Source organism: Neisseria animalis, assembly GCF_900636515.1.
Classification (GTDB): Bacteria; Pseudomonadota; Gammaproteobacteria; order Burkholderiales; family Neisseriaceae; genus Neisseria; species Neisseria animalis.
In genome coordinates this window covers 1,030,605-1,048,008 of the sequence record NZ_LR134287.1, presented here as the reverse complement: position 1 = coordinate 1,048,008, position 17,404 = coordinate 1,030,605, and the positions used below count along the sequence as shown (strand labels likewise).

Genomic DNA, 17,404 nt, shown 5'->3' with positions numbered 1-17,404 from the left:
AATATCTGCTGAAGTCAGTGAGCCGGAGTGCGTGCGGGAAGATTTCCCAAGGGTGCCGGATACTCGGGTTTCAGCAGATTTTCTTTTAATGAAACGCTGTGCAAATAGAGTCTCTGCGTATTGGGGTCGCGGTGAACCAATGCCGTTACCACATTCTGCTTGTCGTTCATCATAACCGGTGCGGAAATATAAAAACTCTTTTCGCCCTGTTCGTTGCTGTCTTCCGCAACCACCACACCTTTTTCAAGCACATCTTTTACCCCGGCAAAAGCCAAATTTTTAGCCGGATTAAACTTGCCGTGCGCCAAACTGTCTTTTGCCGAACGCCGTTTCAATTCCACTCTGCCGATTATCGGATTGACTGCCGCATTACCCCATTGCCGGAACAAGTCCGCTGCCCAATCCACCACCGCCTTGATACCGCCGCTCTTTGGAACAGGAACCGCCAAATCCGTATCGGAAAGCACTGATACCGGCGCGCCTTGCAATATGGCAGCCTGTGTTTCTACGGGAGCTACTGCCGAAGCATCACGGTTGCGCTGCGGCACACCCTGCGCCGCCGTATCAGACGGCATAAACTGCCCCGCCGTTACCATGCGTGCAAACTGCTCGTATTCCGAATCGCAGCTCCATACCCCCTTGCCCGAACGGACATCAGCCATCAGCCGGCCGGTAAAATCATCGTATTTGCGGTTGGTTTTTGCCACCGCTTGCCCGAACTTATCCGCCGTCTCCGCTACACGCTTGTCGTAATCCTCGCGGGTTTCTCCACGGCGGCGGGCAGTATATTCCTGCTCCAATGCCAGTAAATCCGCATTATAGTCGAATAAAATAAGAATGAGACAAGGCAGCGAAGCCGCAGACAGTACACATAGTACGGCAAGGCAAAGCAACGCTGTATCATTCTTATTTTAAATGACTATACTTTTCATTTAATCAACAGGCTGATTCGGGCAAAACAGCCTTTGATGTTTGTTGAATAAAACCGACCGGAAAACAGATGGTTCGGGATACTTTTTCAGATTGGTTTCAAACTTGGCTTGATGTGTTTCGGACGTTATACAAAACGCCACTTGTTTTCCAAGCGGCGTTTTTTATATCTGGCGGACGAATCGTGCAATGCGTCTGATGATTTGATTGAAGTCATGCTTTTACCTGAAGCAACAACATGGTTTTGTGTTATAGTCATTTAAAATAAGAATGATACAGCGTTGCTTTGCCTTGCCGTACTATGTGTACTGTCTGCGGCTTCGCTGCCTTGTCTCATTCTTATTTTATTCGACTATAAAAACTACATTCCTGCTGCTCGGTAAATCTCTCAAACCATTCCGCCCAAAGCTGTCCTGCCGTCAGCCGGTAACTTTACCTTGCTGTTTAATCATGTATTTTTATCAAGCATACAACACTTTTAACTGTTCAATAACCAATATTGCAAACCTGCCAAGGTTTTTCCGTCTTGGATTTCGTTGTTTTGCAATGCTTGTTTCACGGCTTCGCGACTCATTAAAACGGTTTCGGTAATTTCGTCTTCATCATTACTCAAAGTACTGCCCAATCGCACGCCCTCGGCTTGGTAGAGGTACATTTTTTCATCACAAAAACCGACTGCCGTATAGAATGTATGCAATAGTTTTACTTTGTCTGCGGTATAAGGGGTTTCTTCTGCCAATTCGCGCAATGCACACTCGGCAGGGTCTTCGCCCTTATCCAGCTTGCCGGCCGGCAATTCCAATATGGCTTGATCGGCGGCATAACGCCATTGCCGTACCAAGACGACCTCGTCATTATCGGTAACGGCCAATATGCACGCTGCACCCGGATGGCGGATAACGATACGGCTGCTTTCATTGCCGTTTGGCAGCCGCACTTGGTCACGGCTGATGGTGATAAACGAACCCTGATAAATCGGTTCGCCGGAAAGTCTGGTTTCTTTCAAATCCATGATGGTTTGCTCCTCTACAACGGATAAGCATTAAAAAGCCGTCTGTATAAATGTAGGGAAATTTGCCGGTTATTCCTTCCATTCATTTGCAGACGGCCTTATCTTTATTTGTGATATTGGCGCGACAATTCGTGTACGCTGTCTACCAAGATTTTGGCATGTTCGGGATTGGTGTGTTGATTGATGCCGTGTCCCAAATTGAACACATGACCGCTGCCTGACCCGTAACCGCTCAAAATGCGTTCGACTTCATGACGAATGGACTCGGGCGTGCCAAATAAGGCAAATGGGTCGAAGTTGCCTTGCAGTGCGACTTTACTGCCTACTCGGCGTCGGGCTTCACCGATATTGCACGTCCAATCCAAGCCCAAGGCATCTGCGCCGATTTCCGCCATATGTTCCAGCCATAAACCGCCGCCTTTGGCAAACACAATCACCGGAACGCGGCGGCCTTCGTTTTCGCGTTTCAATCCGGCAATAATCTGCTGTATGTATTTCAAACTAAACTCTTGGAATGCGGCATCGCTCAATACTCCGCCCCATGTATCGAAAATCTGCACTGCTTGTGCACCGGCATCAATTTGGGTATTCAAGTATTCCGTTACCGCGCGGGCATTCACGTCTAAAATTTTATGCAACAAATCCGGACGTGAGTACATCATGGTTTTGATGGTACGAAACTCTTTGCTGCCGCCGCCTTCTACCATATAGCAGGCAAGCGTAAACGGGCTGCCGGAAAAGCCGATAAGCGGTACGCGCCCATCCAGAGCTTTGCGGATAGATCTTACCGCATCGAATACATATTCCAGTTTTTCCATATCGGGCACAGCCAATTTGGCAATGTCGGCCTCGTGTTGCAACGGACGTTCAAACTTCGGACCTTCACCTTCTGCAAAATACAAGCCCAGCCCCATTGCATCGGGAACGGTCAAAATATCGGAAAACAAAATCGCCGCATCCAAATCGAAACGCTCCAGCGGCTGGATGGTTACTTCGGTGGCCAACTCGGTATTTTTACATAAATCCAAAAAGCTGCCTGCCCGTGCGCGGGTAGCTTTATATTCAGGCAGATAACGCCCTGCTTGGCGCATCATCCATACCGGCGTGTAATCTACCGGCTCTTTCAACAATGCTCGCAAAAAAGTATCGTTTTTTAAAGAAGTCATTTCAGGCTTTCTGTTTCAGGGTTGAGGCCGTCTGCAAATCATCATTTTACAGACGGCCTTATCGTGATGTATTTCAAGTCAAACAAATCAAACTGCTTTATGCTCGGCAGGCATATCTTCTTCGTCTACCGCTTCCAGCGCCAACTTACGCTGCGCCTCGGCTTTCTGCGGCTGTCCGGCCTCGTCAAACACACGCGCCAGCGATAAGTGGGCGGTCAAGCTCGGTTGGACGGCAAGGCTGGCTTCCAAATAACCTTGTGCCTTACCCCACAATTTTTCATCATAAGCAAGCCGGCCGAGATACATCAGCAGCTGGGCATTATCAGGCGTGGTTTTCAGCCAGCCTTCCGCGGTATCGATGGCTTTTTGCTGCTCCCTGTCGCTCAAATAGCGAACGCTTGCAATAAACGGCTCGAGCAGCTCAAGCTGTTGTGTTTGCGGATAATACTGATTGACCCATTTTACCGCTTGTCCGTACAAGCCTAAACGTGCGTATTTCTCGGCAATCTCTACACACAGCTCTCCCGATTTCAAGCTGTCGGGAATGCGCTTCAAACAGGCTTTCAAACCGGCAGCATCCGATACTGTTGCCAACAGACGGCGGTATGCCCAAACTTGATATTGTTCGGCTTCAAAATCATTGATTGCGCCGGCCTTGACCAGCTTCGCCGATTTATCCAAAACCTCCAAAGCATTTCCCTTATCAAATGCGTAACGCAGTTGCAAACGCACCAAGCGGGTAAGGTTGGGATTAATTTGTGCGGCGGCCAGCAAGTTGTTTTCGGCAACCGGATAATCACGGCGGCCCAAAGCAGATTCTGCCAACAATAAAAAGCGTGAAAGCTGCTGCTTTTTCGGCAGCAATTCGATGTCTTCCAAATAGCGGTCGCGCAAAGCCAAATTATCCATTTGATCGGCAGCGTGCGCCCCCAACATCAAAGCCAAGGTACGGTTGTCGCCGGCCTCTTTGTTTGCCAACACTTTGGCAGCTTCTGTTTCCGCCTTCTCGAAACGGCCTTCAAAATAAGACAAGCCTGCACTGTTCAATGCCACCGCCGCCTGACGGCCTTTGCGCGCCGTATTGAAACGGCGCATACGGCCGGGTACGTTCAACACGCCGGCCAGCAATCCCACCAGAAGGTACAGCACCACGACCGCAATAATCAGCCCCAAGATAAACGCATGCAGATTAACGCGCAGCATGGTTTGCCCGAGCACCACATAGACATTACCGGTATAAATACCCGAAACCAACGCCAGACCTACCGCGGCGGCAAACAGAATCACAATCCAAACAACGGTTTTCATGCAGCTTCCCCTTTTGCTTTATTGGTTGCCGGAGCAGTCTGCGGCTTCTGCTTACCCTCTTGTTCCGGAGCCGAAGCAGATGCTTCCGGAGGAGTAGCCGATTGTTCGGACGGCAATGCAGGGGCTTCCGGCATCACAGCAGGCGCGCTGGCGGCTGCTTGCGCCGGTTCGACAGCCGCGCTGGCCGCTTGAGCCTCAGGTTCTTCCACGGCAACACCGGCAACTTGGGTACGCACATCGTCCTGATAAGCGCGTACTGCCGCCAAACTGGACTTCAGCACATCATCGGAAACCATACGCACATCTAATGTTTTCAATTCTGCCAGCTCTTTCAGCCAAGATTGCGTTGCCGGAGATTTGTTATCGAAATACTGTCTGACTGCTGCTTCAACATTGTTCAAATCACTTTGATACACTTCCCCGTTACGCTGCATTAAGGCGGTACGCGCATCTAAAAGGCGGAGGCGCAGATTTTCGCGCACAAAATATATTTGCTCCGGCGCCAGCAACATGGCATCGTTGCTGTCCAGCTTGCGGACTTCAACCAAGCCTTTCAACGCGCCCAGCGATTTCTCCCATGCATTCTCCCACCAAGACAGCGATGCATCGGTTGCCACTTTTTCTTCCGCACCCGGTTTCAGCGTACCGTCCACAATCAACGGCAAACCGGATACTGCGGTCTCCAAGCGGTCAATCCGCAGCGCCGTACCGGAAATATCGACATACGGGCGGCTTTTCAATGCAGACAAATCATGGCTGACCGCCTGCTTGATCGGCAGCAGCCCGGCTTGGTCGAAGCGGCTCAAGCGGTTGTTGATGTGTTCCAATACGCTGATTGCCCCCGGCACGTTGCCCGACAGCAATAATTGCTGCGAAGCCAGATTCAACATGGTTTCAGCCTCGTCCACCAGCCAGTCGGCACGTCCTTTAAGCAATTCCTGATAGGCTTTGCGGCTCATGGCGATTTGTTCCGCATTGGCTTTCTGACCGCTGCCCAGACGTTCCAATTCTGTTTGGATAAGGGTTTGGCGGTTGATATTGTCTTTCAGCAGCGCAGCATTTTCAGACTCGCCCAGCGCGGCTTTATCGATTTTTTGTGCAAACGCCAGTTCTTGGGTTTTCAAAACATTCTGCCCCTGCACAAACAGAAATCCGCTTGCTCCCAAGCCCAGCAGCGCCAGCACCAGCGCACCGGCGGCTAAGCCTTTTCCTGAAGATTCTTTGATAACCACCGGAGCGGCTGTTTGCGGTATATTTTTCGATTCCGACATACTCTTTCCTGTATTTTCCTCTGCTGCTCCGCCTGTGTTTGCAACCGCAGCTTTATCCTGCTCTTTGCGAGAGACCTCTGTTTCCTGCTCCGCTGCTTGGCCTGCATATTCGGCTTTGGCAGCTTGCGTTTCGTTTTCAGGCGTATTGTGTTCGGTTTGACTCATATCTGCTCCGTTCGGAAAGGGTGCCGACAAGGCTTCGTGCAACGATGCCGCCACATAAATCTGTTCCGCGCCTGCCTGCCGCAAGGCTTCGGCAACACGGTGGTGATGGGTAAAGTATAACAAGGTTTTGAAGAATCGGGAGTGTTCGGCCGGAATTTGTGCAAACAACATCCGCACCAGCTCACTTGAAGTAATATATGCCGCCTTGATGTTTTCTGTTTGAAAGTCCTGCCAATTCAATCCTTTAGGCCGTCTGCAATATACTTCGGCAAAATCAACGGCAAAACCTTTGGCCGCAAGCTCGTCTGCGAGAAACTTCCGACCGCCGTGTCCGCGTATTATCAATATCCGCGCTTTTTCCGGCAGCGTATCCCATAACGGCAAGCGCAAAACCGCCTCGCTGTCGTTGCCGTCTGCAGGTGCGTGGACGTTCCGGCCTGCATACTGCTTCAGGGCTTTCTTGCTGGCTTTGCCGACGGTAATCTGTACGGAAAGGCCGTCTGCAAAATCCACATACGGCGCAGCGGTTTCGACTGCTGTCGGGCTGACCCAAAATACCACATCGGCTTGTGCAAACTGTTGCGGCAACTGCTGCAATGCTGCTTCGTCCGGCACGATTTCCATCGGCGCAAGCGGCACCGCTTCCCAGCCATGCTGTTTGCAGACGGCCACATCGGCAGCCGCACGCGCTTCAGGGCGGATAATCAGTATTTTCTGTTTCGGCATTCTGCCCGCCTTTGTTTTGATGGTGGCATCACAAGCAAACCGGATACACCGCCTTTTTGCAGACGGCCTTTACCACAATCCGAACCATTGTTTGCCGCCCTCCTGCTTGTTTGCGCCGCCGTTTTGCGCTCGGCGGTATTCCCACGGCGCTTGCGGATTTTTGCTGCGCCACAAACCTAAACGCTGCTTTTGTGCGGTTTTTTGTGCAGCTGCGTAATCCGTATAGGCTGTTTTGCTTTGCTGCTTTTTGGCATAGCTTTCATAATGCCAAGCCGCTCCGTCCCGAATCTGCATCAGGTTCAAATCCACGCTGCCTTTGGATACCTGCGCGACTTCCCGCTGGTAACGGTCGATGTCGAACACGCGTACTTTGACTTTCGCGCCTTCTGCAAAAGTTTTCAGATTATCGCGCGAACGGGTACCGTAAGACTGCTGCAATTCGGGGGCATCAATATAAGCCATGCGGATTTTATGTTTGCGCCCGTCGGCATCGGTAACCTGTATGGTATCGCCGTCGGAAACTCTGGTAATGCGCCCGCTGTATGTTTTGGGCAGTTTGGCACGCCGGCTTTCGACAGCAGAATTTTGCGCGGAAGAAGTCGCATTGCCCATGCCGGCAAGCTCCGCCAAATCAGGCAGTATGTCGCGCCAGTTGCCTTTGCCGCTGCTGACGCGCTCGACAACTTCGCCGCCCAACTTCAACCATTGTATTTTATCGTTGCTGTATCCGAGTGCAGCCGCCAACGCCGCCACAACGGCAAGCCATTTGTACATATTGCTTCTTATTTCCGAGATTTTGATGGTGTTTTATCATGCATATGCCGTCTGCAAATACTCAATCCGGTAAAACCGATATTTTGCAGACGGCATAAGCGGCGTTAAACGGCTTCCTGCCCCGGTTTCAATACTTTTACGCCGCCGGCAGTCGCCAAAATCAATACATCTGCCGCTTTATGGCCGAAAATACCATTTTCCACTACACCGGTAATCCGGTTGATTTCATCTTCCATGGAAACGGGGCGGTCAATATAAAAATTATGCAAATCAAGGATTTGATTACCATTGAAGGTGGTAAATCCTACACGCAGTTCGGGCTGTGCGCCCATGGCCAGCAACTTGCGCGACACCAGCGAGCGGGCGTGCGGAACGACTTCTACCGGCAACGGAAATTTCCCCAAACGCGAAACATATTTGCTTTCATCAGCAATACAGATAAATTTTTCAGAGGCGCTCGCAACGATTTTTTCATTCAGCAATGCGCCGCCTCCGCCTTTAATCATCTGAAGCATATGGTTGACTTCGTCTGCGCCGTCCACATACACCGCCAAGCTGATTACATCGCCCAATGCTACTTCGGGAATTTCGTATTTTGCCATCAGCGCGCTGGATTCTTTGGAAGTGGAAACCGCACCTTTAATCTTTTTGCCGCTTTTGCCCAAAGCCTCAATGAAGAAATTAACCGTAGAACCCGTACCGATACCGATGTATTCGTTTTCCGGCACTAATTCAACGGCTTTTTCCGCCGCCATGCGTTTGAGTTCGTCTTGCGTTGCCATATTGCTGCCTTTTCAAGTAGGAAAAACACTATTATCTTAACATTTCTTGATAAAGTTGTGTGCACTTCTCATGCCTGCTGGGCGACGGAACTACCGTATTATTCTGCGGCCAACAGCACGGCAGCCTGCGCTTCAATCGCTTCCATACGCCCCAAGTAGCCCAGTTTTTCATTGGTTTTGCCTTTGATGTTGACGCAATCAACCGGTAGCCCCAAATCGGCAGCAATATTGGCACGCATGGCATCAATGTACGGACGCAGTTTCGGCTGCTGCGCGATTACGGTACTGTCCACATTAATGACTTTCCAACCCGCCGCCTGTACTGCTTTATAGGCTTCCCGAAGCAATACGCGGCTGTCGGCATCTTTGTTTTCTGCAGCCGTATCGGGAAACAATTTGCCGATATCGCCCAATGCCGCAGCACCCAGCAGCGCATCGGTAACTGCATGCAGCAGCGCATCGGCATCGGAATGCCCGAGCAAACCTTTTTCAAACGGAATCTGTACGCCGCCTAAAATCAAATCACGCCCTTCAACCAACTGATGGACATCATAACCTTGTCCGATACGGATATTCATGCTGTTCCTTATTGTTTAAACGCCGGCAGGCCGTCTGCAAAACTGCTCCGGCAAAACCGGTATAACCAAACCAAACTTTTCGTTTTTACCGGCAAAGAGTGTACCATTTTTCTGCCCGCCCTGCCTGTTTGAGCAACAGAAAAGGCCGTCTGCAAATGAAACTTCTCATTTGCAGACGGCCTCAGCATACGGAAAAGCCGGTTATCTGAAACTCAAGCTGACCGTATTTTGCGATTATCCAGCCAAGGCAGCCAACGCTTCGTTTAAAGTCGCGCTCGGGCGCATGGCTTTGGAAGCCAGCTCTTCATCAGGGCTGTAGTAGCCGCCGATATTGACTGCTTGGTTTTGACCCGCAGCCAGTTCCGCAACGATTTTGGCTTCATTTGCAGTCAGCGTTTCGGCCAGCGGTGCAAACTTGGCTTTCAATTCGGCATCTTTGTCTTGCGCGGCCAGAGCTTGCGCCCAGTAGAGCGCGATGTAGAAGTGGCTGCCGCGGTTGTCCAACTCGCCGGCTTTACGTTTCGGCGATTTGCCGTTGAGCAGGAGCTGTTCGGTTGCGGCATCCAGCGTATCGGCCAGCACTTGCGCTTTGGTGTTGCCGGTTTTTTGCGCCAAATGCTCCAAAGATACCGCCAATGCCAAAAACTCGCCCAAAGAATCCCAACGCAGGTGGTTTTCTTCAAGGAATTGTTGGACGTGTTTCGGTGCAGAACCGCCCGCACCGGTTTCAAACATACCGCCGCCGTTCATCAGCGGTACGATGGACAGCATTTTCGCGCTGGTGCCCAGCTCCAAAATCGGGAACAGGTCGGTCAGGTAGTCGCGCAATACGTTGCCGGTTACGGAAATGGTGTCTTCGCCGTTTTTCAGACGTTGCAGGCTGAAGCGGGTGGCTTCGACAGGGGCAAGGATGCGGATGTCCAAACCGTCGGTATCGTGGTCGCCCAAGTATTGCTCTACTTTGGCAATCAGGCTGGCATCGTGCGGACGGTTTTCATCCAGCCAGAACACGGCAGGCGTGTTGCTCAGGCGTGCGCGGTTAACGGCCAACTGCACCCAGTCTCTAACCGGAGCGTCTTTGGTTTGGCACATACGCCAGATGTCGCCGGTTTCAACATTATGCGCCATCAATACGTTGCCGTCTGCATCCACTACTTCGACTTTGCCGTCGGCTTCGATTTCAAAAGTTTTGTCGTGCGAACCGTATTCTTCGGCTGCCTGTGCCATCAGACCGACATTCGGCACGGTGCCCATGGTTGTCGGGTCGAATGCGCCGTTTTCGCGGCAGAAATCGATGGTGGCTTGATATACGCCGGCATAGCTGCTGTCGGGAATCACCGCTTTGGTGTCTTGCGCTTTGCCGTTTTTATCCCACATTTGGCCGGAGTTGCGGATCATGGCGGGCATGGAGGCATCAACAATCACATCGCTCGGAACGTGCAGGTTGGTAATGCCTTTGTCGGAATCCACCATAGCCAAGTCGGGGTTGGCGGCATAAACGGCGGCGATTTCGGCTTCTACAGCTGCGCGGGTTTCAGACGGCAGCTTGTCCAGATTGGCCAGCAGGTTGCCGAAACCGTTGTTGACATTGACACCTGCAGCGGCCAGTTCGGCACCGAATTTTTCAAATACGGGAGCGAAGAAGGCTTTCACGGCATGACCGAAGATAATCGGGTCGGACACCTTCATCATGGTTGCTTTCATGTGCAGCGAGAACAATACGCCGCGTGCTTTGGCATCTTGCACTTGCTCGGTCAGGAAGGCGAGCAGGGCTTTTTTGCTCATCACGGTTGCATCGATGATTTCGCCGTCTTTCAGGCTTACCGGCTTGCGCAATTCTTTTTTATTGCCCGCATTGTCGGTGAAAACGATGGATACGGAAGTAGCGGCCGGTACGGTAACGGATTGTTCGTTATGGAAAAAGTCGCCGGAAGTCATGGTAGCGACGTGGGTTTTGGAATCTTTTGCCCATGCGCCCATGCTGTGCGGATTTTTCTTGGCGAAGTTTTTCACCGCTTTCGGTGCGCGGCGGTCGGAGTTGCCCTCGCGCAATACCGGATTGACCGCACTGCCCTTGATGCGGTTGTAACGCTCGAGTACGGATTTTTCTTCGTCGGTTTGCGGATCGGCCGGGAAATCAGGTACGGCGAAGCCTTTAGCCTGCAGTTCTTTGATGGCGGCGGTCAGTTGGGGAACAGACGCGCTGATGTTCGGCAGTTTGATTACATTCGCATCCGGCTGCTTGACCAGCTCGCCCAGTTGCGCCAAAGCATCGGGCACGCGCTGCTCCTCGCTCAAATATTCCGGAAATTGAGCCAAAATACGTCCTGCCAACGAAATATCGCTGGTTTTTACATCGATGTCGGCAAACTGCGTAAACGCGCGCACGACGGGCAACAGGGATTTGGTAGCCAGCGCAGGGGCTTCATCGGTATGGGTGTAAATAATGGTGGCTTTGTTAGTCATAGATCTTCTCTTCTAGGTTGGTTTTTCTTTTAAACTTGCGGCTTTCATTCCACACAATCCCTATTATGGCATATTTTAACGGATTGTGAACAAAAGTATGTAAAAAGGCCGTCTGCAAAATGCAAGCAATGCGTATTTTGCAGACGGCCTTTTCAGGTAAATTTAAGAGATACAGTCAAATAACACGGGATAATACGGCGTTGCCGCACCTTGCTCAGAAAGGAAGCTCGGCCAAGCTGTTAAGGCAATAAGTCCTCCGCCCGTATGTCTGTACGGCTTGCGGCTTTACCTCACTCCTTGCTATTCGGCTATAAATAAAAAATAAAACCTGCCGTTTACCGACAGGTTTTACCGTATTGTGGCGGAGTAAGAGGGATTCGAACCCTCGATGCAGGTTGACCCCACATGCTTCCTTAGCAGGGAAGTGCCTTCAGCCTCTCAGCCATTACTCCTAAGGGAAGCCCGAACTATACTGGTTGCGGCTTTTATCGTCAAGCATGAATTTGAGCTAATTTATTAAACAACTGAATTACCAATAAAAACACTTCAAGCAATATCGGCACAACCGTCTTAATTTCTCAAAAGCAGGTACTGCAATGATACGGTTCTACGCTACAATAAGCACAATTTGACCAAATGCCGTCTGCAAAATGAATGATTTGATTATATTCAACAAACCTTACGGGGTAATCTGCCAGTTTTCCGCCCACGAGAAACATCCATGTCTGAAAGAATATATCCATCTGCCCAACTTCTACCCTGCCGGGCGTTTGGATACCGACAGCGAAGGACTGCTGCTGCTGACCAACAACGGCAAACTTCAAGCTCGGATTGCCGATCCGAAATTCAAGCAGGAAAAAACCTATTGGGCACAAGTGGAAGGCTCTCCCGACGAAACCAAACTGGATATGTTGCGAAACGGTGTAAATTTGGGAGACTTTATTACCCGCCCCGCCAAAGTCCGCGTTTTGCCAACAGGCGAAGCAGATAAATTGTGGCCGCGCAATCCGCCGATTCGCGAACGCAAAACCGTTCCCGATTTTTGGCTGGAAATCAAAATTACCGAAGGCAAAAACCGTCAGGTACGGAGAATGACCGCCAAAGCAGGCTATCCCTGTCTGCGCTTGGTACGCATAGCGGTAGGCCGTCTGAACATTTTTGAATCAGGCTTGCAGCCGGGCCGCTGGCAGCCCGCGCCAAAGCTGCCTTAACCCTTTTCCAAGCATGGTTGTTAAAGTGCCGTCTGTTTAAAAAGTGCTACAATACGGCGTTTTGATTTTTATTTTGCAGACGGCCTACCATCATGTGCAACCACGACCACAAACACCCACACGACAACGACACCATCCGCATCCGCGGCGCGCGCACGCATAATCTGAAAAACATCGACCTCGATATCCCCCGCCACAAGCTGGTGGTGGTAACGGGTTTGTCGGGCAGCGGCAAATCTTCGCTGGCGTTCGACACGCTGTATGCCGAGGGGCAGCGGCGTTATGTGGAAAGCCTTTCCGCCTATGCGCGCCAGTTTTTGCAGATGATGGACAAACCCGATGTGGATTTGATTGAGGGTCTGTCGCCGGCGATTTCCATCGAGCAGAAATCCACCAGCCACAACCCGCGTTCAACAGTGGGCACGGTTACGGAAATCCATGATTACCTGCGCTTGTTGTATGCCCGCGTCGGCACGCCGTATTGCCCGGAACACGATTTGCCGCTTTCCAGCCAAACCGTGTCGCAGATGGTGGATGCCGTGTTGAAAATGCCGGAAGACACGCGCGTGATGATTCTGGCACCGGCGGTGCGCGAACGCAAAGGGGAATTTGCGGACTTTTTCGCCGATTTGCAGGCTCAGGGTTTTGCCCGCGTGCGCGTGGACGGCGAAGTTTATACGCTGGATGAAGTGCCTAAGCTGGAAAAGAATTTCAAACACAATATCGATGTGGTCATCGACCGCGTCAAAGTGCGTGCCGACATCAAACAGCGGCTGGCGGAAAGTTTTGAAACCGCGCTGCGCCACGGCGACGAGCGTGCGCTGGCTTTGGATATGGACAGCGGCGAAGAGCATTGGTTTTCCGCCCGCTTCGCCTGTCCGGTGTGTTCCTACAGCCTGCCCGAGCTGGAGCCGCGCCTGTTTTCCTTCAATAATCCCGTCGGTGCCTGCCCGAGTTGCGACGGCTTGGGCAGCATGAATTTCTTCGACCCCGAAAAAGTGGTCGCCCACCCCGAATTGTCGCTGGCGGGCGGCGCGATAAAAGGCTGGGACAAGCGCAACCAGTTTTATTTCCAAATGATTCAGTCGCTGGCCAAGCATTACGGTTTCGATGTCAATGCGCCGTTTGAAAGCCTGCCTGAAAATATCCGCAAAATCGTTTTGCACGGCTCCGGCAAGGAAGTGGTCGATTTTACCTACCTTTCCGAGCGCGGCACCACCTTCAACCGCAGCCACGCCTTCGAAGGTATCCTGCCCAATCTGGAACGCCGCTACCGCGAAACCGATTCGCCTACCGTGCGCGAACAGTTGGCCGAATACCAAAGCCACCGCGCCTGCCCGAGCTGCGGCGGCGCACGTTTGCGCAAAGAGGCGCGTTATGTGTATGTAGGCAAACAGCCGCTGCACGAAATCTCCGCATGGCCGCTCACCCAAACCCACCGCTTCTTCGAAACCCTCGATTTGGAAGGCAACAAAAAACAGATTGCCGAAAAAATCCTCAAAGAAATTACCGAGCGTTTGGGCTTCCTGATTAACGTCGGCCTCGATTATCTCAACCTTTCCCGCTCCGCCGAAACCCTGTCCGGCGGCGAAGCCCAGCGCATCCGCCTCGCCAGCCAAATCGGCAGCGGCTTGACAGGCGTGATGTATGTGCTCGACGAACCCTCCATCGGCCTGCACCAGCGCGACAACGACCGCCTGCTCGCCACCCTCAAACGCCTGCGCGATTTGGGCAACAGCGTGATTGTGGTGGAACACGACGAAGACGCCATCCGCGAAGCCGATTTCGTCGTCGACATGGGCCCCGGCGCGGGCGAACACGGCGGCAGCGTACTGATTGCCGACACCCCCGCCAAAGTCGCCGCCTGCAAAGATTCCATTACCGGCCAATACCTCAGCGGCAAAAAATCCATCGCCGTGCCGTCTGAAAGAACGCCTGTCAACCCCGAGAGAATGCTGGTCTTAACCGGAGCGCGCGGCAACAACCTTAAAAACATCACCCTAGAGCTGCCGCTCGGTCTCATCACCTGCATCACCGGCGTATCCGGCAGCGGCAAATCCACCCTCATCAACGACACGCTGGCCAAAATCACCGCCCGCGAGCTCAACCGCGCCAGCGAAGAACCCGCCCCCTACGACGACATCCGCGGCCTCGAACACCTCGACAAAGTCATCAACGTCGACCAATCCCCCATCGGCCGTACCCCCCGCTCCAACCCCGCCACCTACACCGGCCTCTTCACCCCCATCCGCGACCTCTTCGCCGGCGTACCTCTTTCGCGCGAACGCGGCTACAACGTCGGCCGCTTCTCCTTCAACGTCAAAGGCGGCCGCTGCGAAGCCTGCCAGGGCGACGGCGTGATCAAAGTCGAAATGCACTTCCTGCCCGACGTATACGTCCCCTGCGAAGTCTGCCACGGCAAACGCTACAACCGCGAAACCCTCGAAGTGCAATACAAAGGCAAAAACATCAGCGAAGTCCTCGACATGACCGTCGAAGAAGCCCGCCGATTCTTCGATGCCGTCCCCACCGTCGCCCGCAAACTGCAAACCCTAGAAGACGTCGGCCTCGGCTACATCCGCCTCGGCCAATCCGCCACCACCCTCTCCGGCGGCGAAGCCCAACGCGTCAAACTCGCCCTAGAACTCTCCAAACGCGATACCGGCCGCACTTTATATATTTTGGACGAACCGACAACCGGCCTCCACTTTGCCGACATCGCTTTATTATTGGAAGTAATAGGCCGTCTGAAAGGCAAAGGCAACTCGATTGTGATTATCGAGCATAACTTGGACGTGATTAAAACCGCGGATTGGATTGTGGATTTAGGGCCGGAAGGCGGCGACGGCGGGGGGAAGATTTTAGTATCTGGCACTCCTGAAATGGTAGCAAAGAATAAATTTAGCTATACTGGAAAGTATTTGAAAATGGTCTTGAAGTGATTTTCAGACGGCCTGAAATTGAAAGAAATTTTTCATTATCTTAATTATCATTTTATTAAGGAATTTAAAAATGGACTTTACTGCATCTATTATTGAACAACAAATTTTAGGTTTAGATGATGAAACCAAACAAATGCTACGTGATGAGCTCAATCTAGGCACAGATGAAAATAAATTAAAATCTATCTATTTTCTCTATTATTCGGTTAGAGCCTTATTGGATTTGGACAGAGAAGAAATCATAGAGTGTATTGTAGATGGTGGACAAGATTTTGGTGTGGATGCTATTTATGTGAGTTCGCCCGAAGAAAGTGAATTACCTATTACGATTATCCAAGCCAAATATACGCAAAACTTAGCAGGCAACAGCAATTTTCCTGAAAATGGCATCAAAGACATGCTGAATGCTTTACGTTATTTGTTTGATCCTTATATTGAGTTGGGTGCGGTAAATAACCGTTTACGCACCAAAATAGAACAAATCCGTTCTATGATACGCGATGGCAATATTCCAAAAATTCGGGCGATTGCCTTAAACAATGGTCTAAAATGGAATGACGCTGCCCAAGAGCAAATCAACTTATCGTCGTTTAACCAACAAGTTACTTGGGAACACGTTAATCACGATACTTTGTTTAATCTACTTAAAAATACAGAAAAAGTAGATGCTGATTTGCCCTTAATCGGTAAAGCAATTGTGGAAGACATGAATTTTAGCCGTGTGTGTATTGGTCGGATGTCTGTGAATAAGGTGGCATCTTTGATTGAGCAATACGGAGATAGGCTATTAGAGAGAAACGTACGCCGCTATTTGGGCTTACAAGGCAATCGGGTCAATAACGATATTCACACCACGTTAGAAAAAGACCCCGATAATTTTTATTTTCTGAATAATGGGTTAACTTTGGTATGCAAAAATTTTAATTACAACGCATTACAGCAAGATAATTTTACTATTAAAGTTAAAGATTTGCAGATTGTAAATGGCGGCCAGACTTCCATGACCCTACATCGCTATCTGCAAACTCATGGCGTACTTTCTGATAATGCTTCGGTATTAGTGCGAATTTATGCTTTGCCTGATGAACAATATGAAAATTACGTTAATAAAATTACCCATGCAACCAATAACCAGAATCCTGTAGATTTAAAAGATTTGCGTGCCAATGATGAAAAACAACTTCAATTAGAAGAAGGTATCCAAGGCTTAGGCTATGCATATCACCGCAAGCGCAGCACCACCAATGTCCGTGCAGGCGATATTACTTCTGGTACTGCGGCCGAAGCTATTTTATCAGTTATCGTACAACTTCCACATCAAGCCAAATTTAGAACATCGGAACATTTTGGCAAATTTTATGAAAAAATTTTCTTTAAAGAGTTAAATGCCGCACAAACCATTATTGCTGTTCAAATCTATCGTTTTACCGAAGCCCGACGCAAAAAATTATTGGATGCAGATAAACTGTTTGTACGTTATGCATCTTGCTTTTTATCCATGCAAATGGCAAAAAAATTGGTAACACAAAAGGAATTGGCATCATTTAAAGACATCGATCATCGTAATTTTCAACAGGTCAAAGATATGCTGGATGCTAATATTGATGCATATTTTGACCAGGCTGTTCAGGACATTGATACAGCATTGAAAGATTTATACAACCCATCCTATGAAAGCCAAGTTTCATTACAGCAACTGTCTGCAACATTTCGTCGTGCAGATTTGATAGAACTATTAAATCGCTAAGCAAGCAAACCGTAGCAAGCCGTAGCCTGCATAGAATGCTAAATTCCCCGCGTAGGATGCATGCCCCTGCATGCACGCGTTCGTCGGGCTTTGTGATTATGCCGCCTGAAATACTTTCAGACGGCATGTTTATTTTGATTTCAATGGCTTGTCGATTGCATTTACCATCTTCGGTTTGAACTTTTCGCTGTTCCATCATACAACGCGTGCATGCTTCGGCATGCCGCTACCGAATGGCAAACAAGCTGTAGGTTGCATTTGACTATACCGGCGCGGGCTTTTCAGACGGCCTTGCCCTGCTCCTGCAAACGCCCTATACTGCTTGT

At 50.6% G+C, this 17,404-nt stretch carries 12 protein-coding genes, 1 tRNA gene and 1 pseudogene; 3 read left to right on the top strand and 11 right to left on the bottom strand.

Translation table 11 applies throughout. From position 1 onward, the window contains the following. Positions 1–14: 14 nt before the first annotated feature. The 11 genes and pseudogenes from EL111_RS04950 to EL111_RS04905 form a co-directional block, all read right to left on the bottom strand. Positions 15–800 (bottom strand): LPD3 domain-containing protein, encoded by a 786-nt coding sequence (locus EL111_RS04950; RefSeq protein WP_123794739.1) that lies wholly within the window; start codon positions 798–800, stop codon positions 15–17. 608 nt (positions 801–1,408) lie between these two features. Beyond that, positions 1,409–1,942, bottom strand: a complete 534-nt coding sequence (locus tag EL111_RS04945; protein ID WP_123794741.1) for an NUDIX hydrolase — start codon at positions 1,940–1,942, stop codon at positions 1,409–1,411. Positions 1,943–2,046: 104 nt separating this feature from the next. Then, on the bottom strand, positions 2,047–3,108 hold the full coding sequence (gene hemE, locus EL111_RS04940; protein WP_123794743.1) for a uroporphyrinogen decarboxylase: 1,062 nt from the start codon (positions 3,106–3,108) through the stop codon (positions 2,047–2,049). 87 nt (positions 3,109–3,195) lie between these two features. Further along, entirely contained in the window at positions 3,196–4,416 is a 1,221-nt protein-coding gene (locus EL111_RS04935) for a heme biosynthesis HemY N-terminal domain-containing protein (RefSeq protein WP_123794745.1), read from the bottom strand. Continuing rightward, positions 4,413–5,852 (bottom strand): uroporphyrinogen-III C-methyltransferase, encoded by a 1,440-nt coding sequence (locus EL111_RS10710; RefSeq protein WP_415065801.1) that lies wholly within the window; start codon positions 5,850–5,852, stop codon positions 4,413–4,415. Before EL111_RS10710 ends, EL111_RS04935 begins: the two co-directional genes overlap by 4 nt. 24 nt (positions 5,853–5,876) lie before the next feature. Continuing rightward, positions 5,877–6,578 (bottom strand): annotated as a pseudogene (locus EL111_RS10705) (uroporphyrinogen-III synthase); the annotation flags it as partial. Between the two features lie 69 nt (positions 6,579–6,647). Continuing rightward, entirely contained in the window at positions 6,648–7,352 is a 705-nt protein-coding gene (locus tag EL111_RS04925; RefSeq protein ID WP_162842952.1) for a thermonuclease family protein, read from the bottom strand. A 104-nt stretch (positions 7,353–7,456) separates the two neighbouring features. Continuing rightward, positions 7,457–8,134, bottom strand: a complete 678-nt coding sequence (gene rpiA / locus EL111_RS04920) for a ribose-5-phosphate isomerase RpiA (RefSeq protein WP_123794751.1) — start codon at positions 8,132–8,134, stop codon at positions 7,457–7,459. A 98-nt stretch (positions 8,135–8,232) separates the two neighbouring features. Then, entirely contained in the window at positions 8,233–8,712 is a 480-nt protein-coding gene (gene ispF / locus EL111_RS04915) for a 2-C-methyl-D-erythritol 2,4-cyclodiphosphate synthase (RefSeq protein WP_123794753.1), read from the bottom strand. Between the two features lie 234 nt (positions 8,713–8,946). Further along, positions 8,947–11,178, bottom strand: coding sequence for an NADP-dependent isocitrate dehydrogenase (locus tag EL111_RS04910; protein WP_123794755.1), 2,232 nt, complete (start codon positions 11,176–11,178; stop codon positions 8,947–8,949). A 359-nt stretch (positions 11,179–11,537) separates the two neighbouring features. Beyond that, positions 11,538–11,630 (bottom strand) — tRNA-Ser (locus EL111_RS04905). A 198-nt stretch (positions 11,631–11,828) separates the two neighbouring features. Here EL111_RS04905 and EL111_RS04900 point away from each other — a divergent pair. From EL111_RS04900 to EL111_RS04890, 3 genes are all read left to right on the top strand, one after another. Further along, positions 11,829–12,389 (top strand): pseudouridine synthase, encoded by a 561-nt coding sequence (locus EL111_RS04900; RefSeq protein WP_123794757.1) that lies wholly within the window; start codon positions 11,829–11,831, stop codon positions 12,387–12,389. A 92-nt stretch (positions 12,390–12,481) separates the two neighbouring features. Next, on the top strand, positions 12,482–15,331 hold the full coding sequence (uvrA, locus tag EL111_RS04895) for an excinuclease ABC subunit UvrA (protein ID WP_123794759.1): 2,850 nt from the start codon (positions 12,482–12,484) through the stop codon (positions 15,329–15,331). A gap of 70 nt (positions 15,332–15,401) precedes the next feature. Beyond that, positions 15,402–17,078, top strand: a complete 1,677-nt coding sequence (locus EL111_RS04890) for an AIPR family protein (RefSeq protein WP_123794761.1) — start codon at positions 15,402–15,404, stop codon at positions 17,076–17,078. Positions 17,079–17,404 lie beyond the last annotated feature (326 nt).